This window comes from Shewanella sp. OMA3-2, from assembly GCF_021513195.1.
GTDB lineage: Bacteria > Pseudomonadota > Gammaproteobacteria > Enterobacterales > Shewanellaceae > Shewanella.
Map to the genome: position 1 here is coordinate 1,315,281 of NZ_CP090974.1, position 23,067 is coordinate 1,338,347.

At 42.9% G+C, this 23,067-nt stretch carries 9 protein-coding genes, 1 tRNA gene, 3 rRNA genes and 1 pseudogene; 11 read left to right on the forward strand and 3 right to left on the reverse strand.

Going from position 1 to position 23,067, the window contains the following annotated elements; translation table 11 throughout:
• The first annotated feature begins 92 nt into the window (after positions 1 to 92).
• Positions 93 to 2,666 carry an ATP-dependent chaperone ClpB gene (clpB, locus tag L0B17_RS05820; protein WP_235088301.1) on the forward strand — a complete coding sequence of 858 codons (2,574 nt, stop codon included), beginning with the start codon at positions 93 to 95 and terminating at the stop codon, positions 2,664 to 2,666.
• Between the two features lie 83 nt (positions 2,667 to 2,749).
• Here the strand turns inward: clpB and L0B17_RS05825 are convergent, their stop codons facing one another.
• Complete coding sequence (locus L0B17_RS05825; RefSeq protein ID WP_235088302.1) at positions 2,750 to 3,184, reverse strand: DUF4124 domain-containing protein; 435 nt, start codon at positions 3,182 to 3,184, stop codon at positions 2,750 to 2,752.
• A 911-nt stretch (positions 3,185 to 4,095) separates the two neighbouring features.
• Between L0B17_RS05825 and L0B17_RS05830 the strand changes: the two genes are divergently transcribed.
• From L0B17_RS05830 to L0B17_RS05865, 8 genes are all read left to right on the forward strand, one after another.
• A 16S ribosomal RNA gene (locus tag L0B17_RS05830) occupies positions 4,096 to 5,640 on the forward strand.
• A 377-nt stretch (positions 5,641 to 6,017) separates the two neighbouring features.
• A 23S ribosomal RNA gene (locus tag L0B17_RS05835) occupies positions 6,018 to 8,918 on the forward strand.
• Positions 8,919 to 9,077: 159 nt separating this feature from the next.
• Positions 9,078 to 9,193, forward strand: a 5S ribosomal RNA gene (gene rrf, locus L0B17_RS05840).
• The 16S, 23S and 5S rRNA genes sit together here, the layout of an rRNA operon.
• Before the next feature lie 997 nt (positions 9,194 to 10,190).
• Positions 10,191 to 10,267: transfer RNA gene (locus tag L0B17_RS05845), tRNA-Trp, on the forward strand.
• Between the two features lie 383 nt (positions 10,268 to 10,650).
• Complete coding sequence (locus tag L0B17_RS05850) at positions 10,651 to 11,553, forward strand: CLCA_X family protein (RefSeq protein ID WP_235088304.1); 903 nt, start codon at positions 10,651 to 10,653, stop codon at positions 11,551 to 11,553.
• A 190-nt stretch (positions 11,554 to 11,743) separates the two neighbouring features.
• Positions 11,744 to 12,706: an extracellular catalytic domain type 1 short-chain-length polyhydroxyalkanoate depolymerase gene (locus L0B17_RS05855; protein WP_235088305.1), complete on the forward strand. Its 963-nt coding sequence runs from the start codon at positions 11,744 to 11,746 to the stop codon at positions 12,704 to 12,706.
• 182 nt (positions 12,707 to 12,888) lie between these two features.
• Positions 12,889 to 15,168 (forward strand): TonB-dependent receptor, encoded by a 2,280-nt coding sequence (locus L0B17_RS05860; protein ID WP_235088307.1) that lies wholly within the window; start codon positions 12,889 to 12,891, stop codon positions 15,166 to 15,168.
• 156 nt (positions 15,169 to 15,324) lie between these two features.
• Positions 15,325 to 15,996 carry a response regulator transcription factor gene (locus tag L0B17_RS05865; protein ID WP_235088308.1) on the forward strand — a complete coding sequence of 224 codons (672 nt, stop codon included), beginning with the start codon at positions 15,325 to 15,327 and terminating at the stop codon, positions 15,994 to 15,996.
• Positions 15,997 to 16,148: 152 nt separating this feature from the next.
• On the opposite strand, the gene L0B17_RS05870 is transcribed toward L0B17_RS05865, so the two are convergent.
• Positions 16,149 to 19,664, reverse strand: coding sequence for a hybrid sensor histidine kinase/response regulator (locus L0B17_RS05870; protein ID WP_235088310.1), 3,516 nt, complete (start codon positions 19,662 to 19,664; stop codon positions 16,149 to 16,151).
• A gap of 167 nt (positions 19,665 to 19,831) precedes the next feature.
• Between L0B17_RS05870 and L0B17_RS05875 the strand changes: the two genes are divergently transcribed.
• The gene (locus L0B17_RS05875; protein ID WP_336246500.1) at positions 19,832 to 21,001 is read left to right on the forward strand and encodes an MFS transporter; all 1,170 of its coding nucleotides are present in this window, start codon (positions 19,832 to 19,834) and stop codon (positions 20,999 to 21,001) included.
• A complete protein-coding gene (locus L0B17_RS05880) occupies positions 21,001 to 21,939 on the forward strand; it encodes an alpha/beta hydrolase (protein WP_235088314.1) in 939 nt (312 codons plus the stop codon). The genes L0B17_RS05875 and L0B17_RS05880 overlap by 1 nt, the downstream gene beginning before the upstream one ends.
• 182 nt (positions 21,940 to 22,121) lie before the next feature.
• On the opposite strand, the pseudogene L0B17_RS05885 reads toward L0B17_RS05880, so the two are convergent.
• Positions 22,122 to 22,939, reverse strand: a pseudogene (locus L0B17_RS05885) (3-hydroxybutyrate dehydrogenase).
• Between the last annotated feature and the right edge of the window lie 128 nt (positions 22,940 to 23,067).

Consider the following 23,067-nt stretch of genomic DNA (forward strand, 5'->3'; position numbering starts at 1 on the left):
TCGCTTGAAATCTCTGTACCACGCCCCCATATTTTAGATAACAGTGTATCTCATCAGGATACCCATTATTTGTATCAGATGTAGGAGGTTATATGAGACTCGACCGTATGACGAATAAGTTTCAAATTGCCATTTCTGATGCGCAGTCATTAGCATTAGGACGGGACAATCAATTTATTGAACCTATCCATTTAATGATGGCTCTGCTTAATCAAGATTCTGGCTCAATTCATCCATTATTAACTCAAGCGGGCATGCGTGTCAGCGCGTTACGTTCAACCCTAAGTCAAGAGTTAGAGCGCTTGCCACAAGTTGATGGTAGCGGCGGTGATGTGCAGTTATCGCAAGGTCTTATTCGTCTGTTGAATTTGTGTGACAAGCTGGCCCAGAAACGTAATGACAAATATATCTCGTCAGAGTTATTTATTCTTGCCGCACTAGAAGGTAATGATGCTTTAGCCCAAGCGTTAAAAGATGCTGGAGCGACTAAAGAGTTGATGGAAACTACCATCAAGCAAATTCGTGGTGGCCAAAAGGTCGATGATCCTAATGCTGAAGATCAACGCCAAGCTTTGAAAAAGTACACCGTCGATTTAACTGAACGGGCAGAGCAAGGTAAATTAGACCCTGTTATTGGTCGTGATGAGGAAATTCGTCGTACGATTCAAGTGCTGCAACGCCGTACTAAAAATAATCCGGTACTTATAGGTGAACCTGGTGTCGGTAAAACCGCTATTGTTGAAGGTCTAGCTCAGCGAATTGTTAATGGTGAAGTCCCTGAAGGGATTAAAAATAAACGGGTATTGTCATTAGACATGGGCTCGTTAATTGCCGGAGCCAAATATCGTGGTGAGTTTGAAGAACGTTTAAAAGCAGTATTAAATGAGCTATCCCAAGAAGAAGGTCAGGTTATTCTGTTTATTGATGAGCTACATACTATGGTCGGCGCAGGTAAGGGCGAGGGCGCAATGGATGCCGGTAATATGCTTAAACCTGCTTTAGCACGTGGTGAGTTACATTGTGTTGGCGCAACAACCTTAGATGAATATCGTCAATATATTGAGAAAGATGCCGCACTTGAGCGTCGTTTTCAAAAAGTGCTGGTGGACGAGCCTAGCGTCGAAGACACCATTGCTATTTTACGCGGCTTAAAAGAGCGCTATGAATTGCATCATCATGTTGAAATTACCGATCCTGCTATTGTTGCAGCTGCAACTATGTCTCATCGATACATTTCTGATCGTAAATTACCCGATAAAGCCATCGACTTAATTGATGAAGCGGCTTCAAGTATTCGGATGCAGATTGACTCTAAACCTGAATCTTTGGAACGATTAGAGCGCCGAGCTATTCAGCTAAAACTAGAAGAGCAAGCGTTAGCCAAAGAAACCGATGATGCTAGCCGAAAACGTTTAGACCATCTACAGCTTGAGTTAAAAGATGTTGAGCTAAAAGCATCAGAGCTTAATGAAATTTGGCACACCGAAAAAGCCGCATTAGCCGGTACTCAACATATTAAAGCAGAGCTTGAGCAAGCTCGAATGGATATGGATGTTGCACGAAGGGCAGGTGATTTAACCCGCATGTCCGAGTTACAATACGGTCGCATTCCTGAGCTTGAGAAACAATTAGATTTGGCCTCGCAAGCAGAAATGCAAGACATGACGTTGCTTAGAAATAAAGTCACCGATATTGAAATTGCTGAAGTGTTATCTAAGTCGACCGGTATCCCTGTGTCAAAAATGCTTGAAGGTGAGCGCGAAAAATTATTGCAGATGGAAGATGCGCTGCATGAGCGCGTAATTGGGCAAAATGAGGCGGTTGATGCCGTGTCTAATGCAATTCGTCGAAGCAGAGCTGGCCTTGCCGATCCCCAACGTCCTATTGGTTCATTCCTATTTTTAGGCCCTACAGGGGTTGGTAAAACTGAATTGTGCAAATCGTTAGCTAAATTCCTGTTCGATACCGAATCAGCTTTAGTACGCATCGATATGTCAGAGTTTATGGAAAAGCATACCGTTTCCCGACTAGTCGGTGCGCCTCCTGGTTATGTTGGTTATGAAGAAGGCGGTTATTTAACTGAAGCGGTTCGTCGCAAACCTTATTCGGTTATTTTATTAGATGAAGTTGAAAAAGCCCATCCAGACGTATTTAACATTTTACTGCAAGTGTTAGATGACGGCCGGTTAACGGATGGGCAAGGGCGTACCGTAGACTTTAAAAATACCGTTATCATTATGACATCTAATCTGGGGTCAGATCGAATACAGGAAAGTTTCGGTCGAGTGACTTATGAAGAAATGAAACGAAGCGTTATGGATGTTGTCATACAAAACTTTAGACCTGAGTTTTTAAATCGAGTGGATGAATCTGTAGTGTTCCACCCACTCGATGCAAGTAATATTAAACATATTGCTAGCATTCAGCTTGAGCTATTACGCAAACGTCTGGCGGAAAAAGAGTTTGATCTGCAAGTATCTGATGAAGCGCTATCGTTAATTGCTGAAGTGGGGTTCGATCCCGTCTATGGCGCAAGGCCATTAAAGCGAGCGTTACAGCAAGAAGTGGAAAACCCTTTAGCGCAAAAGCTGCTCCGCGGAGATTTAATTCCGGGCAAAGTGATTCAAGCTAATGTAGAGCAGGGGAAGTTAGTGTTTGTGCAGTAACACCATCTTTGATTAGCTATATAAAGAAAGGGAGCATTTAGCTCCCTTTTTAAATCTAGAATAAATTTAGCTGCTAAAAGTCGTTAATTGCAAAAAAGCTTCACTCTTTGTTCATTCTCAGCTCTAGCCGCTTGTTTATCTTCTTCTGTCATTGCAATAACTTCACCCGTTTTAGGATCTTTCTTCGTGAGTCGATTATATGAACCAAGCAAAACCATACTGTGCTTAGCCGTTTCACAGATTGATTCGGCTTGCTTAGCATCTTTCTCTTTAATTAATTTGGCCGATTTGGCTAAATCAGACTCTGGCTCTGCTTCGACGGCCTTTCGTATTGGGGTGGCGGTGCCAATTTTCTGAGGTTCAAGGTCATCAGTGGTTATACGTTGGGCGTCGACTCCCTTTGGTGCTTGCTGACTGTAATGTACTACACCGCTACTATCGGTCCAAGTATAAATAGTCGCCGCCATACTTGTTGACAATGTAAGTAGACAGGCGACTAATAAAAGTAATTGTTTCATGTAAGCATCCAAAGGTTAAAGCTGAAATATACAAGTATCTTTAATAGAACAAAAATATGTTATCTGAAGGTAAAATCCAACTTATATTTACTATTAATAATGAATGTATAAAGAACTCATCGGATTATGCAATAAGAAGTAAAGGGATTTACTCATTAACTAGCCTGTTCAGGGTAGCTAGTTAATGCCTACACCTGTAACTAAGCATCTACAGCTAATTGAAACAAAATAGCGATGGCGTAACGCTGGACAAACTAAATAATGGCAGTTATCGCGTAAATTATACCTTCTTTGTTATCTATAAGGACATATGCTCATTTTTAGATAAGTATTAGTTTGCCGTTAATATTACTTTATCGACCTTTGTTGGTGCTAAATACGCTTTAATAGTCCCTTTTTTGTGCGTTTCGTCCAAAAAATGCCCCCTTGATGCTATTTTGGTAAAAAACTTCTTAAAAGCTCTTGCACTACCTCAGAATCTCCCTATAATGCGCATCCACTGACACGGCACAGCGCGAAAGCAACGCGGCGAGTTAGGTTGATTTGAAAGGATAAAAACTTCGGTTTCATCATCAAATCAACAGCGAAAAGAAAGTTTGAAAAAACACTTGACGCTGACAACAGGGTCTGTAGAATACGCAGCCCAAGCCAACGACCTAGCGTCTAACGGCGATGTTTGAAAAATTAACATCAACGCTCTTTAACAACTTAAACAAGAAATCTGTGTGGACATTCACAGGTATTGAGTTATTCGAAATTGTCTTCTGTTCTTCGGAATGTTGGCAATCAAAAAATTTAAACTCAATGCAACGATGAATGTTCATAGCAATATGTACAAAAAGACTTTGTTAACTTCGGTTGATAAAGCAATCAGAATTCATTGAGCCGAATCGCAAGATTCAAAAAAACTTTAATTGAAGAGTTTGATCATGGCTCAGATTGAACGCTGGCGGCAGGCCTAACACATGCAAGTCGAGCGGCAGCGGGAAGATAGCTTGCTATCTTTGCCGGCGAGCGGCGGACGGGTGAGTAATGCCTAGGGATCTGCCCAGTCGAGGGGGATAACAGTTGGAAACGACTGCTAATACCGCATACGCCCTACGGGGGAAAGGAGGGGACCTTCGGGCCTTTCGCGATTGGATGAACCTAGGTGGGATTAGCTAGTTGGTGAGGTAATGGCTCACCAAGGCGACGATCCCTAGCTGTTCTGAGAGGATGATCAGCCACACTGGGACTGAGACACGGCCCAGACTCCTACGGGAGGCAGCAGTGGGGAATATTGCACAATGGGCGAAAGCCTGATGCAGCCATGCCGCGTGTGTGAAGAAGGCCTTCGGGTTGTAAAGCACTTTCAGTAGGGAGGAAAGGTAGACGTTTAATAAACGGTTACTGTGACGTTACCTACAGAAGAAGGACCGGCTAACTCCGTGCCAGCAGCCGCGGTAATACGGAGGGTCCGAGCGTTAATCGGAATTACTGGGCGTAAAGCGTGCGCAGGCGGTTTTTTAAGCCAGATGTGAAAGCCCTGGGCTCAACCTAGGAATAGCATTTGGAACTGGGGAACTAGAGTCTTGTAGAGGGAGGTAGAATTTCAGGTGTAGCGGTGAAATGCGTAGATATCTGAAGGAATACCGGTGGCGAAGGCGGCCTCCTGGACAAAGACTGACGCTCATGCACGAAAGCGTGGGGAGCAAACAGGATTAGATACCCTGGTAGTCCACGCCGTAAACGATGTCTACTCGGAGTTTGGTGACTTAGTCACTGGGCTCCCAAGCTAACGCATTAAGTAGACCGCCTGGGGAGTACGGCCGCAAGGTTAAAACTCAAATGAATTGACGGGGGCCCGCACAAGCGGTGGAGCATGTGGTTTAATTCGATGCAACGCGAAGAACCTTACCTACTCTTGACATCCACAGAAGATTGCAGAGATGCGATTGTGCCTTCGGGAACTGTGAGACAGGTGCTGCATGGCTGTCGTCAGCTCGTGTTGTGAAATGTTGGGTTAAGTCCCGCAACGAGCGCAACCCCTATCCTTATTTGCCAGCGAGTTATGTCGGGAACTTTAGGGAGACTGCCGGTGATAAACCGGAGGAAGGTGGGGACGACGTCAAGTCATCATGGCCCTTACGAGTAGGGCTACACACGTGCTACAATGGCGTATACAGAGGGTTGCAAAGCCGCGAGGTGGAGCTAATCTCACAAAGTACGTCGTAGTCCGGATTGGAGTCTGCAACTCGACTCCATGAAGTCGGAATCGCTAGTAATCGTGAATCAGAATGTCACGGTGAATACGTTCCTGGGCCTTGTACACACCGCCCGTCACACCATGGGAGTGGGCTGCAAAAGAAGTGGGTAGTTTAACCTTCGGGAGAACGCTCACCACTTTGTGGTTCATGACTGGGGTGAAGTCGTAACAAGGTAGCCCTAGGGGAACCTGGGGCTGGATCACCTCCTTACCTATACGACTAACTCAATACCTAAAGTGCAGCAATGCATGTGAGTGTTCACACAGATTACTTGTTAACTTCTTCGGAAGTAGAGTGAAACACGCCGCAAGCCGGTCAGTGTTGTTCTTTAACAATTTGGAAAGCTGATAGTACTAACTAAAGGCGCATAGATGATGATTCGTTGTCGTTTGTGTGATTATGTTAGTGCGAAAAACGTTAATACGAAAGTATTAACACTTGAGTTCTCAAAACACTGTTTAAGTGTCTTGAATATTCTAAAAACTAAGGCGAGTCACACTTCCTGGTCGGGAGTGAGACAAGTAAAAACCAGCTAGTTGCGATACAGTCTAATTAGTTCACGCAAGTGAAACTCATTTGGGTTGTATGGTTAAGTGACTAAGCGTATACGGTGGATGCCTTGGCAGTCAGAGGCGATGAAGGACGTAATAACTTGCGAAAAGCGTTGGCGAGCTAGTAATAAGCATTTGAGCTAACGATATCCGAATGGGGAAACCCGCCACATAAGTGGTCATCATGCAGTGAATACATAGCTGCATGAGGCGAACCTGGGGAACTGAAACATCTAAGTACCCAGAGGAAAAGAAATCAACCGAGATTCCCCTAGTAGCGGCGAGCGAACGGGGATTAGCCCTTAAGTCTATGGGGTGTTAGTGGAATGTGTTGGAAAGCACAGCGGCACAGGGTGATAGCCCCGTACATGAAAACTAACCATAGATGAAAACGAGTAAGGCGGGACACGTGACATCCTGTTTGAATATGGGGGGACCATCCTCCAAGGCTAAATACTCCTGACTGACCGATAGTGAACCAGTACCGTGAGGGAAAGGCGAAAAGAACCCCTGTGAGGGGAGTGAAATAGAACCTGAAACCGTATACGTACAAGCAGTGGGAGCGGTTCTTGAGACCGTGACTGCGTACCTTTTGTATAATGGGTCAGCGACTTACGTTTTGTAGCGAGGTTAAGCGAATAGCGGAGCCGTAGGGAAACCGAGTGTTAACTGCGCGTTTAGTTGCAAGGCGTAGACCCGAAACCGAGTGATCTAGCCATGGGCAGGTTGAAGGTTGAGTAACATCAACTGGAGGACCGAACCGACTTATGTTGAAAAATGAGCGGATGACTTGTGGCTGGGGGTGAAAGGCCAATCAAACTCGGAGATATCTGGTTCTCCTCGAAAGCTATTTAGGTAGCGCCTCGAGCGAATACCATTGGGGGTAGAGCACTGTTAAGGCTAGGGGGTCATCCCGACTTACCAACCCTTTGCAAACTCCGAATACCAATGAGTACTACTCGGGAGACAGACAGCGGGTGCTAACGTCCGTTGTCAAAAGGGAAACAACCCAGACCGTCAGCTAAGGTCCCAAAGTGTATGTTAAGTGGGAAACGATGTGGGAAGGCTTAGACAGCTAGGATGTTGGCTTAGAAGCAGCCATCATTTAAAGAAAGCGTAATAGCTCACTAGTCGAGTCGGCCTGCGCGGAAGATTTAACGGGGCTAAACATACCACCGAAGCTACGGGTTTGCAGTTTACTGCAAGCGGTAGAGGAGCGTTCTGTAAGCGGTTGAAGGTGAAGGGGTAACCCACACTGGACGTATCAGAAGTGCGAATGCTGACATGAGTAACGATAAAGGGAGTGAAAAACTCCCTCGCCGAAAGACCAAGGGTTCCTGTCCAACGTTAATCGGGGCAGGGTGAGTCGACCCCTAAGGTGAGGCCGAAAGGCGTAATCGATGGAAAACAGATTAATATTTCTGTACCTCTGCTAACTGCGATGGAGAGACGGAGAAGGCTAGGCTAGCGCGGCGTTGGTAGTCCGCGTTTAAGGTAGTAGGCGGTGTTCTTAGGCAAATCCGGGAACACGTACTTAAATGTACACGTTGAGAGCTGATGACGAGTCACTAAGGTGATGAAGTAGTTGATGCCATGCTTCCAGGAAAATCTTCTAAGCTTCAGGTTAGTAGGGATCGTACCCCAAACCGACACAGGTGGTCGGGTAGAGAATACCAAGGCGCTTGAGAGAACTCGGCTGAAGGAACTAGGCAAAATGGTACCGTAACTTCGGGAGAAGGTACGCTGCTGTTGGTGATGGGACTTGCTCCCTAAGCTGACGGCAGTCGCAGATACCAGGTGGCTGCAACTGTTTATCAAAAACACAGCACTGTGCAAAATCGCAAGATGACGTATACGGTGTGACGCCTGCCGGTGCTTGAAGGTTAATTGATTGGGTTATCGCAAGAGAAGCTCATGATCGAAGCCCAAGTAAACGGCGGCCGTAACTATAACGGTCCTAAGGTAGCGAAATTCCTTGTCGGGTAAGTTCCGACCTGCACGAATGGCGTAATGATGGCCACGCTGTCTCCAGCCGAGACTCAGTGAAGTTGAAATTGCGGTGAAGATGCCGTATACCCGCGGCTAGACGGAAAGACCCCGTGAACCTTTACTATAGCTTGGCACTGAACATTGAACCTACATGTGTAGGATAGGTGGGAGACTTTGAAGCTTCGTCGCTAGATGGAGTGGAGTCAATCTTGAAATACCACCCTTGTAGTTTTGATGTTCTAACTCTGGCCCCTTATCGGGGTTGAGGACAGTGCCTGGTGGGTAGTTTGACTGGGGCGGTCTCCTCCCAAAGAGTAACGGAGGAGCACGAAGGTTGGCTAAGTACGGTCGGACATCGTACGGTTAGTGCAATGGCATAAGCCAGCTTAACTGCGAGACATACACGTCGAGCAGGTACGAAAGTAGGTCATAGTGATCCGGTGGTTCTGAATGGAAGGGCCATCGCTCAACGGATAAAAGGTACTCCGGGGATAACAGGCTGATACCGCCCAAGAGTTCATATCGACGGCGGTGTTTGGCACCTCGATGTCGGCTCATCACATCCTGGGGCTGAAGTCGGTCCCAAGGGTATGGCTGTTCGCCATTTAAAGTGGTACGCGAGCTGGGTTCAGAACGTCGTGAGACAGTTCGGTCCCTATCTGCCGTGGGCGTTGGATGATTGAGGGGAGCTGCTCCTAGTACGAGAGGACCGGAGTGGACGAACCGCTGGTGTTTGGGTTGTCATGCCAATGGCATTGCCCAGTAGCTACGTTCGGAATCGATAACCGCTGAAAGCATCTAAGCGGGAAGCGAGCCCCAAGATGAGTCATCCCTAGAGCTTTAAGCTCTCTAAAGGGCCGTAGGAGACTACTACGTTGATAGGCAAGGTGTGTAAGCGTTGTGAGGCGTTGAGCTAACTTGTACTAATGACCCGTGAGGCTTAACCATACAACCCAGATGGGTTTTACTGATACGACTTAGTATTAGGATGGGACACTTAAGCAGTGCGAGAACTCAAATAAGCGAAGCTCTGATAAGGGCCTAAGCAAATCAGCTTTCCTAATTATTATTTAATGCATAATGAGTGTGTTAGATAAACCAAATTTGTCTGGAAACCATAGAGCTGTGGCACCACCTGATCCCATTCCGAACTCAGAAGTGAAACACAGTATCGCCGATGGTAGTGTGGGGTCTCCCCATGTGAGAGTAGGTCATTTCCAGGCGCCAAATTGACTCGAAAGAGTAGTGATAAGCCCGTTACTAATGTAACGGGCTTTTTTACGTCTGCGATTTGAGGATAACATTTGAGCATAAACGTAGTGTGGCCGATATGCCCATGTGAAAGTAGGTCTTTCTAGGCGCCAAATTTCTCTGAAAAGAGAGTGATAAGCCCGTTGTTAACGCAACGGGCTTTTTTACGTCTGCGATTTAAGGATAGCATTTGAGCATAAAAGTGGTGTGGCCGATATGCCCATGTGAAAGTAGGTCATTTCCAGGCGCCAAATTAACTCGAAAGAATAGTGATAAGCCCGTTGCTAACGCAACGGGCTTTTTTACGTCTGCGATTTGAGGATAGCATTTGAGCATAAAAGTGGTGTGGCCGATATGCCCATGTGAAAGTAGGTCATTTCCAGGCGCCAAATTAACTCGAAAGAGTAGTGATAAGCCCGTTACCAATGTAACGGGCTTTTTTACGTCTGCGATTTAAGGATAACATTTGAGCATAAAAGTAGTGTGCCGACATGCCCATGTGGGAATAGGTCATTTCCAGGCTCATTAATACGCCAATAGCTGGCCTATTTAACGTTAGTGAAACGAAGTTAGCAAGACAAGGAGCTATTTGGTAAGTATTAATTATCTCGAACTGAGGTTAATTAAGTAAATCCTTTGCTAATCGATATAAAGGTTTCTATAGCAAGATAACTAATCTGTTATGGATCTAGGTTTAATGCAGGTTAACCAGACTTTATGTTACTAGCTTCGATTGTTGTTTATGATGGCATTAATTGTCTAGTATTAAGTCACAGCTTAGTGAGCATTTTAGCCAATTAAAATATATCGCTCTTGAAGTACACCGTTGTGATTTAATTGAGTGTAGGTAAGTTTGCAAATAGTGTTGTAAATATATCCACACTTGTTTGAAAATACTCCAGTTGACTATTTTTGTTGAAAAAACGCTTTACCTTTTACAGTGTTTTTTGCATAATGCCACTCGTCAACAGGGGTGTAGTTCCAATTGGTAGAACAGCGGTCTCCAAAACCGATGGTTGCGAGTTCGAGTCTTGCCACCCCTGCCAAATTTAGAAGGCCTAGCAGAAATGCTAGGCCTTTGTCTTTTCTTAGGTTTCAACTCTTTCTTAGTTATTAATTCTGTTGTTCTGAAAACCATTACGTATTATCCAAAAACCTCTTTATATTCAAATCGTGAGTGCTAGTTTGTATTGTTGATCTAATACTTGTTATTGCCAAATTAATAAAGTGAGGGTAGCTAAGTTGAGTGAGTATTGGTGTACTTACCTCATTTTTAGCTTAATGAATACTGTCGGAAGGGATCTAGCTGGTTAATCAGTTGTTTTAAGGGGATTACCGCCTCACTCCAGGGGGAGGTTTTACATGTTATGCTACGACGGTAATCCTTTTTATCTTCTTAAGCTTGGTGTCATTTCCTAAGAGGGCTAATTTGGCTTCATATTATTCATTATTAAACCATCATAGCCACTTTGAACGTACAGGCCCTGATTACCGTAATGGTGACTCGGTGAGTTTTTTGGACATTAAACATACCTTTGGTTTAAACCATATTAGAGTAGGTAAGTGGGTTAACCGAGCAGAATCAGCACTGGCGGCTAATTTAATATTCGATTCTTTAGCAGATTTAGCCAATATATTGCGGGTGCCACCAGAACTTATAGGTTTACGTGGGAGCTTACGTTTTTCTTTTGGTTATGGCGGAGAAAAGGGCGTTCAGGCGCATTACTCTCCTGCATACCGTGAACTTGCTTTAGCTAAAAACGCTGGTGCTGGTGCGCTTGCTCATGAGTTTTGGCATGCGTTTGATCACTACATTGCAGACAAAATGTTTATCGATGAGCAGCTATTAGACCCTTACCTTTCAAATGACTCTTTATCTAACATGCGAGCTAATACTAGCCTACCCCCTCCATTTTATTGTGCCAGCGACCTCTGGTTAGCCAACAGCGCTTTAGTTGCGCATCCGCTAAATCAGCAACTTTCTAAGTTATTTGAAATCATTTTTTTAACCAATATCAGCTCAGATCCTAAAACCGCTTTACCCCATGATTATGTTCGACGCTCAATAGCATTAGACAAACTGCAAAATAGCCAATACTTTTCTAAACCAACTGAAATGATGGCGCGGGCATTTGAGGCAAGTATCGAAATGTATTCTCAAATTAATGCCGGCATAAGCAATCCATATTTAGTGAATAGCACGATTAACTCTCCATTAGCCAAGCACGGTGCTTATCCTGATGCACTGCACTGTGCTGATATCTATCAAGCTTTAATGGCTTATTTTGAGCCGCTAGGAATAGCATTCGATAAACAGAGTGGTTCAAGGTAGATTAAAGGTTAGCGCTAAAAAAATTAAATGCGATTAAATCTAATTATTAGGTTTTGTCTTATTAAAGTTGGTGGCTATAACTTTGCAATTAGCTTAATACCGTTCTCTCCTATGTGGATCTAAAGTGCCATTGTAGTTTGTGATGAAATTGCGCAAATTATGATAATGATAAATTTGGAATCTGCAGATAATGAGAAATAAATACTACCGCTTAACTCATTCATTTTTTGTACTGTGTTGGATTACTTTGATACCCCCAGTTCAAGCGACTGACAGCGCTTATATTCCGCTGACAAACTTCGGTGATAATCCTGGAGCCTTAACCAGTTTTTATTTGCCACTAAATGATGACTTGAATGCCTTAAATACAGGTAATTCTTCATTGGTGGTGTTACTTCATGGCTGTATTCAAGATGGTGTTGAACTGGCTAATAAATCCGGTTTAACCACTTTAGCCTTGGACAATAATTTTGCAGTGCTAATACCACAGCAAAGTTATGACAACAACGTAAAGCGCTGCTTTAACTGGTTTTCAGAACAAGATACGCAACTTGATAGCGGTGAAATGCTATCCATAAAAAACATGATTCTAGCCACGCAAAAAAAGCTAAGAGTTAAACATGTTTATATTATTGGACTCTCTGCCGGCGGCGCCATGACCAGTGCCGCATTGGTCAATTATCCAGATCTATTTCAAGGTGGTGCTGTTATTGCGGGTTTGCCATATCCGTGTGCTGACAATTTAATTAAAGCGATATCGTGCATGAAGCGAGGTCCTGCACAGTCTGTAGATGAATTAGCTCAATTTGCTCAAGCCATACACCCGCAACAAACTCATTGGCCTGCATTAACCATTTGGACAGGGGATAGTGACACTGTGGTCGATGCTAACAATGCGCGTATGTTAGCGGCGCAATGGCAAATATTGACTCAATCTAGTGCTCAACCAGAGTTAAAGAATCAATCTGGTTATAGTATTTCACGCTGGAGTAATACTCAACATAACCTGGTCGTTGAACTTGTTACCCTTAAAGATTTTGGCCATGGAATTGCGGTTAATCCTGAGATAAAAAATGGCGGTGAGCAAGACGACTTTTTACTGAAAGCTCCCATCAGTAGCATTATGGAGATAATTAAATTGTGGGGAATTTAGTTTAAGTTAATTGCATGATTTTATTGTAGTTAGATTAAATATATCAGGCGAAAAGACATACTACTATAGTACCAAATCAATGCTATTGAAAATGCTATACAGTCAATATGTGAACAGTTAGTAGTAATCAATAAGAGTAGTAAATCAAAACATTAATAATAAATATTACAACGGGGATCTGTATGAAACAGAATACTATTAAAATTAGCTGTATTGCTTTGGCTATTTCTTCTGTGCTGACAGCGCAATATGCTGTTGCCGCTGATGAAGCAATAAATAATGCTGATAAACAAGTCGTACTAGAACGTATTGAAGTCACAGCACGAAAAACGGTTGAAAGTTTACAAAATGTTCCCGTTGCAGTGACATCTATTAGTGACAAAGAGCTGTCAGAAAACGGCATCAGTGTGATGACTGAAATTCAACAATTTTCGCCTAACACAACATTGCAATCTAGCCGCGGCACTAACTCAACACTTACCGCATTTATTCGTGGCGTGGGACAAGAGGATCCACTTTGGGGTTATGAGCCTGGTGTTGGTATATACATTGATGATGTGTATATTGCCTGGCCGCAAGGTGCTGTACTCGATATTCTAGATGTGCAACGTATTGAAGTACTTCGTGGACCGCAAGGTACGTTATACGGCAAAAATACTATCGGTGGTGCGATTAAATACGTCACTAAAAAAATGAGTGGCGATGGCGAGCTAAGTCTCAAAGGGACTGTCGGTAGCTATGGTCAGAAAGACCTTAAAGTCGCAGGACAATTACCGCTTATTGATGACAAACTGTATGTCGGCTTTGCCATGGCGAGCTTAAATCGTGATGGCTATGGTGAATTTAAAACCTCAGCATTGCCAGGACAAAATACCGAAAACTATAACAAGGATGTTATGGCTGGCCGTTTAAGTGTGGAATTTACTCCTACTGACGATTTATTTATGCGTTTTACCTATGATAAAACAGTAGATGAATCAAATTCAAAAGGTGGATACCGCTTACTGCCTAGTTTATTGACCGATGCGCCAGTGCCAGACAGTAAGTATGATTCTTACACAAGCTTACCTACCTGGAATAAAGTTGAAAACGAGGGGTGGAGCGCGACAGCTGAGTATAACCTTAATGAAAATTGGAGCGTAAAATCAGTGACCGCTTCACGTGAAGGTTACTCGCCGACAAACATTGATTTTGATAACACCAGCTTACGTATTTTTGACGTCCTGGCGATTTATGAAGACGAGCAGTTTAGCCAAGAGTTTCAAGCGAACTATGTTGGTGATGATCTCACTTTAGTTTCAGGTTTGTACTATTTTAAAGGTGATTCCTGTGGTGTGTTTGATGCTATTTTAGAAGAAGCTTTTAAAGCATTTGGTGGGTTAACTCGTGAAGTCAGTGGCTGTAATAATAGCGAAAGTTATGCTGCTTATGTGCAAGGCTCATATGATTTTACGGATCAATTATCGATGACTTTAGGTGGCCGTTATACAGAGGAATCTAAAGAAGCCACAGTTTATAATGGTGTGATATTCGATAGTATATACCCTGAAACAGGTTGGTATCCTGGTTTTGTGCGTGATGAAGCGTTAATTGAGGCTAGCATTCCTAAAGTACTTGATGATGAGGAAACATGGTCTAGGTTCAACCCGCGAGTAGGACTCGAGTATCAAGTAAACGATGATATGATGCTGTTTACCAGTTATTCACAAGGGTTCAAGTCAGGGACATTCAACCCACGTGCTACAGGTGCTGAACCTGCTGTAGATCCTGAAATTGTTGACTCATATGAAATTGGTGTTAAGAGTGAGTGGAATGATAATCTTCGTATCAACGCGACAGCCTTCTATCTTGACCATAAAGACAGGCAGTTTGTTACCGTATTACCAGGTGAAAACAGCTCAGATCTGAATCAGCGTTTAGGTAACATAGGTAAGTCTACCGCCAGTGGATTAGAGCTTGAAGTGGAATATGCTGCTACTGAGTCACTTAATCTATTTGCTAACTTAGGCTTAATTGACGCCACATTTGATGAAGTTATTTCTTATGATGAATTTGGCAATAAAATCGATATAAGTGATACTTATACTATTACTAATACTCCTGACACCACAGCAAATCTAGGGTTTAGCTATAACATTGAAGCTGATATCGGTAGCTTTATCATTAATGGTAATTACTATTATCGTGGCGATTACGACTTAGCGGTAGTGGATAATTTACTCAGTCAAGATGCTTATGGTTTACTTAATTTAGGGGTGAACTGGTATAGCAATGATGGCCATTGGAATGCTGGTTTGCATTGGAAAAACATTACCGATGAAGAGTACTTAGTAGGTAACTATGCGTTTGTTACACCAACCGATGATGGCGGCTTTACCCCTGGTTTAGGCGGGGATAACACTTTAATTGGTTATTATGGCGATCCAGCGACGATTTCGCTAACGGTTGGCTATCAGTTCTAGTTATCAATCAATTGTTTACTTGTTAAAAATAGCCGGTTCCCATAGAGCCGGTTATTGTTTTTATCCTATACACGAGGTGCAGAGTCAGTAAAACAATGCTTAAAAATAGAAAAATAATAACTAACCAAACCCAGTACAATTTTTAAGGAGCCGGCTATGTCCCAAATAAAAGTGGCTATTGCAGACGATCATCCGTTATTTCGTGCAGCCTTAACCCAAGCGGTGCTTAAAAACTTCAATGATGCTGAAGTATTAGAGGCTGAGAACTTTGCAGAGTTAATCACCATAGTGGAACAGCATCCTGATATTGAAATTATCTTCATTGATTTGCATATGCCTGGCAATGATGGTTTTACCGGATTAACCTTATTACAAAACCACTTTCCCGATATCGTCGTTATTATGGTGTCCTCAGACGACCAGCCTGAAATCATTCGCAAGGCTATACATTTTGGCGCCAGTGCTTTTATTCCTAAGTCGGCGAATTTGACCCAAATATCAACCGCGATAGCCACAGTGCTAGAAGGCGATATTTGGTTACCAGAACACACTAATATCACCGCCGATCAGCATACAGCAGTTGAACATCAACGGCTTGCTAAACAACTTGCTCAATTAACCCCACAGCAATACACAGTGCTAGCCAATATTGCTAATGGCCGTTTAAATAAGCAAATTGCCTATGACTTAAACATTAAAGAAACCACAGTTAAAAAGCATGTCTCAGCTATTTTGCTAAAGCTTGAAGTGTACAATCGCACGCAGGCAGGACTGGTGTTTCAACAGTTGATGATAACGTCCACCGAAAACCAGCAGATAAATGCTTAGCATTATGATGTAATGTTAAAATATTAACCATAAACGCCTCCAGTTGAGGCGTTTTTTGCTTAAGCAGCGTCTAGCAATACTGATGATACCAACAATAACCATGTCTATAACGAGCTGTTTCTATGCCATATCTAAATATTATATTGTTGAGATTAGGGCGTCAGTTGTTTAATGATCCGTTTTAGTGCGATAGCCTTAAGGGGTTTGCGTACAAAACTAAACTGGGCACTGCTAGTATGCTGTCTAACGGCTTCTGACGGGTCAGCAGAGCAAATAACGCATGTAATTTGCTTATCAATGTTATTAGTGTGCTGAGCTAATAAATATTGCACTAAATCAACGCCATTTTTATCATCTTCTAAATGATAATCGGCAATAATTAACTTTGGCAGTGGGTTATTCGCCAGCTGTTGTACTGCACTGGGTTGATCTTTTGCGGTGATAACATGGCATCCCCAGCCACTGAGTAATGAAGAGATGGCTTTTAACATCAGGTCATCATTATCAATAACCAGTACGCTAATATTAACGTTGTCACGGCTAATTTCATCTTCGACTATTTCAACTGAGCACATTGGCCTTTTCTGCTGTGATACCCGTGGTATTTCCACACTGAAGCAGGTGCCTTTTCCAACCTCTGAATGCAATGATATTTTAATATCCAGTAACTTAGCTATACGATCACATATTGCCAAACCTAAACCCAATCCGGGTATTTCTCGTGTGAGCTGTAAGCGCTCAAACTCACCAAAAATCGCCTGGCGTTTATCAAGTGGAATACCAGGGCCATTGTCCCAAACCTGTATCAATATTGCATTTTCAAGTCGTCTTACACCTAATAAAACCTTAGGAATAAACTCAGTGTTCCCAATCGCACCGGTTGTCTCATCGAGTGATTTAGCCTTATTAGGCGTTGGCGGGTGGTTAGTGTTACCTGACGGCGAATAATGAAACGCATTAGACAAAAAGTTTTGAATAATCCGCCGCAATAGTCTTTGGTCACTGTGTACAAAACAGGACGAAACCTGGTAGTTAAAATTAATGTGTTGTTGAACTGATAATGCCTTAAATTCATTGACCAATGTTGACAGTAAATCATCAATCGCAAATTGGCTTTTTTCAGTTTTTAACGAGTTGCTGTCCAGGCGTGATATTTCAACTAGATCTGATAGTAAACTTTCAACCACGTTTAATGAGTCTTCAATATTAGTTGCTAAATCATGTAGCTCTGTTGATTTAACTTTTTGTTTCAGCATTTCAGTAAATAAGGTTAATGCATTAAAAGGCTGCATTAAGTCATGACTTGCCGCGGCTAAAAATCGAGTTTTACTGCTATTAGCCGCTTCGGCTTCGGCCTTGGCCTTTTCCAGTTCTTGGGTGCGGCTTTCTACGCGCTTTTCGAGGGTTTCATTAGCTTGTTGTAAGGCCTTTTCCGCTTCAATATGCGCAGTAATATCGGTAAATGTACTGACAAAGCCACCGCCAGGCATAGCTTGGCCGCGAATTTCTAATACTTTACCGTCCAACATAGTGCGTTGAAAATGATGCGGGCTCCCCCCGCGCATATGGTCTAAACGTTTTTCTACCAGCTCTTGGTCTTCATTTCCTACGATAACGCCGCGGTCGATGTTAAACCTAATAAGCTGTGCAACATGAAGTCCAGCTTTGACAAAATCTTTAGGGTAATTAAGCAGTTCAATATAACGCTGATTCCAAGCTACAAGACGCATATCTGCGTCGACCACGCTAATACCTTGCTCAATGTTTTCAACGCCAGATTGCAGTAGTTCGCGGTTAAATTCAAATATCTGGCTGGCTTCATCGACAATACTCACCACATCTTCTAAAGGAAATTGTTGGCTGCGTGAGGCTGCGCTCATCACCATTCTAGTCGAAGCTGATCCAAGTACGCCAGAAAGCTTTAAACGAGTATAATCAACAAGCTGCTGTTGCAGATGTTGATGTTGATGGTTACCGCTGAGTTTTTTGGATTTTGCAATGAGCGCATCGGCTTCATCTTTATTAATAAAGCGATGTAATAAACTGGCTAAATCATCTACCGATAAGTGACGCTCTGACTGAACTTGTTTTTTGTTAACAAATAAGTCAGCTTGTAAAACCTCACCAACGCTTTGCTCTTTAAACAGTGAGATAATCACAAAACAGCCTATGTTAGCCACTAAACTGTAAAATACCCCGTGGCTAATGTTGTCTAGTTCGGTTAACCCGAATAAGGCTGTCGGTGTTAGCCAGGTAATATCCAATACACCAAAGTTTACCCAATGGGCATCAGGAAACGTAACGGGCAACAGTAAGGTATAAAGCCAGACAATGCTGCCCATGATTAAGCCAATAAACGCCCCTTGAGTCGTTGCTCTTCGCCAATATAATGCGCCTATCGCAGCGGGGGCAAATTGCGATAACAGTACAAATGAGAGTAAACCGATACTGGCCAAGTGATTTTGCTGGTTAATAAAGCGTTCAAATGCGAAAGCTGATAACAAGATTACCGCAATAGAAATCCGCCTTAAATTTAATAGAGTACCTGATAACTGAAGGTTTTTTTGCGAATTGAATTTGGGCAATCGCAACAGTATAGGGGTTAATACTTCTGTTGAAATCATGGTGCTAAGTACAATTGCTGCTACGATAACCATTGCCGTTGCGGCGGCCAGTCCACCAACATAAACTAATATTCCTAGCCATGCTTGTTGATAAAATAGTGGCAGTGTCAGCACATAGGTATCTGCGCCAACACTGCCACCTGGGAAGCTAAGTTGTCCGGCTAATGCGATAGGTAGTACAAAAATATTGATCAGTAACAAGTACAACGGCACCATCCAGCGAGCTGATTTTAGCTCCTTGTCATGATTATTCTCAATCATCATCATGTGGAATTCTTGCGGTAACGCATACATAGTAATCGCTCCCAGAATAACTTGAGATATGACAAGGTATGTCGAGTCTGCTGTACTGGTTTCTTTGATATTTTCACTTTGATGAAGTAAGTCACTAAAGCCATCAAACACATAAAAAGTGGCAAATATACCCACGGCAGTTAGGGCAAATAACTTAACGATAGAACTAAATGCAATAGCCAGCACTAAGCCTTGGTTGTGTTTACTGGCCGACAGTTGGCGCGCGCCGAATAAAATACTAAAAATAATTAATACAATAGTGACCACAAATGCGGTACTCATGCCTGATTGGAACGAACCGGTCAGTAAGTCGAAACTAGTACTGATAGCTCTTAACTGTAAAGCGATATAAGGAATAGTGCCTAGTAGTGACACTATAGCCACTGTGGCGGCAATTTTAGGTGAACGATCAAAACGGCAGGCAATAAAATCGGCAATCGAGGTTAGGTTTTGGCTTTTTATTATTTGTAAAGTCCGCATCAGCATCGGCCAGGCAAGCACTAAACAAATGATCGAACCAATATAAATCGGAGCCAGCCATGCCCCAGTGGTTGCGGCTTGACCCACTGTGCCATAAAAGGCCCATGAGGTGCAGCAAACCCCTAACGAAAGACTATAAACCCATGGCTTTTGGCTAAGCTTTTTGATGGCACGATTTTGTCCCCACTGTGCAACCACAAACAGCATCGCAAGATAGGCAATCGAAATTGAACTGATCAACCAAGTGTCAATAGATAACCAAGCTTGCAAGTTTATTCCCCAATATTTTTATTTTATCCTCTTGAAACTACACTAGACGTCCAGTTTGATAAAGATTTTTAATATCGCGGTGAACTAAGGTAGTACTTATTTATCGATACCCATCAGATAACATGATTAATATTATATTAGTGTCATTGAAGGTACTCATTACGCCTATGAAAATAACCCATAGATATTTAATCGAAGGTCTGGTTTTTACCAGTTATGTTCTCTTTGCTATGGCATGGGTAGGAGGCACTGCCAGTATGGGCAGCATTATGGCATCGATGCATATTGATAGCTTAGCCTCAGCAAGCTTTATCAGTGGCGCAGTGACTCTGGCTAAAATTGTCGGCACGTTTAGCGCAGCTTATGTGGCGGTGAAATTCGGGGTCAAGTATGCATTTTTCCTTGCCGCACTATTAATCGCGGTCGGCATAGTGACCCCTTTTGCGAGCAATTATGAATTACTACTGATAAGCCGCTTTTTAATGGGCTTAGGCGGCGCCTTTATGATTGTGTATTTTAATCCTATTGTGATGTTGTGGTTTGCGCCTGAAGAGCGCCCTGTCATTAATGGCCTTAATGCGGTGGCTTTTAACGTCGGTACAGCGATTATTTTATGGGGCATGAGTAGTATTAACGCGCTGACTGGCAGTTGGCAAAACAGCTTAGTGTTGTTTTCTGCCGCGAGCTTAGTGCTGGCTATCGTGTGGCTGCTGGTTAAGTTTGAATCACCAAACGCTGCCAGTACATTAGGTGTTGAGCCGGCAATATACGGCTATCTTGAGGGCTTAAAAGATAAGTTTAATTGGGCTTATGCATTTACATATTCAGGACTACTGTCTTTTTATATCTGTTTATTCACTTTTTATCCTCAAGCAGGGATCAGTCAAAGTAAATGGGTGATTGGTTTTGGGATTGTCGGCACCATTGCGGGGATCTTGTATAGCCGAAAAAATCCACTGCGTCTGCCTATTATTCGCTGGAGCGGCTTGATCATTGTTATCACAGTTTTAGGATTATCCTTTAGTACCCAACCCGAATTGCAAATTGTATGCGCTATCGTATTGGGCTTTTTTATCTTTTTCCTGGTGACGGCTTTGGTGTCTATTCCACACGAGCTGCCTAAGATGACTGGCCAAAAAATAACTGTCGTGTTTAGTCTATTTTGGTCAATCAGTTACTTGGTTTCTACCCTAGTGTTGTGGGTGTTTGGTAAGTTAGTTGATTTAAGCGATGGCAGTTATTTTAGCTCATTTGTAATGATCACTATACTCAGTGGTACAGTGTTTGTGGGCAGTTATTTTTTACCCGAAACAGGCAAACCAAAGGAGTTAATATAATGCGCGGCATCGTTTCCCCTAAGCTCACCGATTTTTTAGCCGTAGCGAACAATAATATTGCCCTGGCTAAGCAAAATAATGTCCAATTTACCCCAAGCATATTGCGTGAAAACTTAAATAAACTTGGCGGGTTAATGAGTGATTCACCCTCGGTGAACTATGTGGCTGACAAAGTGTTTACGTTAATCGATCGAACGATTGCTGCTAGAGTTTACAGCCCTGCACCCGATAAGCCTTTACCTGTATTAGTGCACTTTCATGGTGGCGGTCATATGTGCGGCAGTGTGGCATTGTACGATCCTATTTGCCGTCACCTTGCCAGTATTGCCCACTGCGTGGTGATCTCGGTCGAGTATCGACTTGCGCCTGAATATCCTTATCCTGCTGGGCTTAATGACTGCGAACATGCACTAATCCATTACGCCCAGCTGCTTGATGATGTTAACCACCAAGATTCTGTGACTATTATCGGTGACAGTGCTGGTGGGGCTATTTGTACCAGTTTAAGCATGAAAAGCTTAACCGATAAACGGCTTCATATTGACCAACAAATTCTGATTTATCCCAGTGTCGATTACACCTTAACAAGTCCATCGCTTGACAGTAACGGCAGTGGTTTTTTACTCGAAACGAGTCGGATTAAATGGTATTTCGAACAGTATTTTCAATCAACGGATAGCGATATACTTAAACAGGCTTCACCTTTATATGGCGCCATTAACGCTAACTTGCCAAAAACCCTGATTTTTACAGCAGGGTGCGATCCGTTGAGATATGAAGGTTTTGCCTATGCAAATGCCTTAAGTACAGCTGGGGTGGAGGTTGAGCATCATTCATTTGACGGTATGATCCATGCTTACATGTTACTGCATGATTTGGTTAAAGAAGAATGTATAACAACCTATCAGCACATTGCTGAGTTTATGGCAAAGTCTTAATCCACTCTCATATTCTAAGTACCACATCTTGTGAGTAGATCCATTGGTAAAGCTTTCGACCCAAAGCTAAAAAGCCCCGCATTCAGGTAATGAATATAGGGCTTTTGGTTTTTTTAATGATGCTTAAATGTAGGCTTAATTCAATAATGTTGGCTTAACTCGTTTGGCGTCAGTCTAAGCGTTTATTGTGCCGTCCAGGCACCATCCATAGGCAATGCAGAGCCTGTAATGCCTCTTGCTCCATTGCCACAAAGAAATAACACAAACTCACCGATTTCTCTGGGGGCTAACATTTCAGGTAACGGCTGCTTCGCGGTCACCAGTTGATATTTAGCATCGTCATAGCTCAAGCTTTTATTGGTTGCTATGGTGTCAATTTGTTTACTGATAAGCGGGGTATCAACCCACCCAGGACAAATAGCATTGACGGTAATACCCTGTTCAGCACATTCAATAGCAACTACTTTGGTTAAACCAACAATGCCATGCTTCGCAGCGCAATAGGCTACTTTATTGGCTGAGGCGACTAAACCATGCACCGACGCAATATTAATAATCCGTCCCCAGTTTTTTTGTGCCATTGCTGGCACCACTTTTTGAATGGTATGAAAAGCAGAAGATAAGTTAATTGCTATGATGTCATTCCACTTTTCTATCGGAAAATTTGCTACATCTTGTGTGTGTTGAATCCGGCGTTATTGACTAAAATATCAATACTGCCTAAGGCATTAACCGCAAGGTCGATAAATTCATGTATGCAATCAGCGTCTCTTAAATCGGCATTGCTAAAAAAGCTGTTTATTTGGTATTGCGCCTGAAACTCAGCAGCTAAAGACAGTCCTTCAGCTTGGTCCATCAGACCATGTAATACAATATGACAGCCTTGCTCGGCCAGTACGCGAGCAGTAGCTAGGCCAATACCACTGGTTGAGCCGGTAATAAGTGCTACTTTGCCTTTTAGTCCTGTTTGTAACGTCGACATAATCTTGCTTTCCTTCATTCAGTCACCACAATCGCAGTCGGTGTTAATTTTATTGTGGGCATTTTTAATAAAAAATGACCACAATAATCCAATTTATTACAGGTAGCATAAAGCAATAATAACCATATTGAATTGGCACCTTAGTA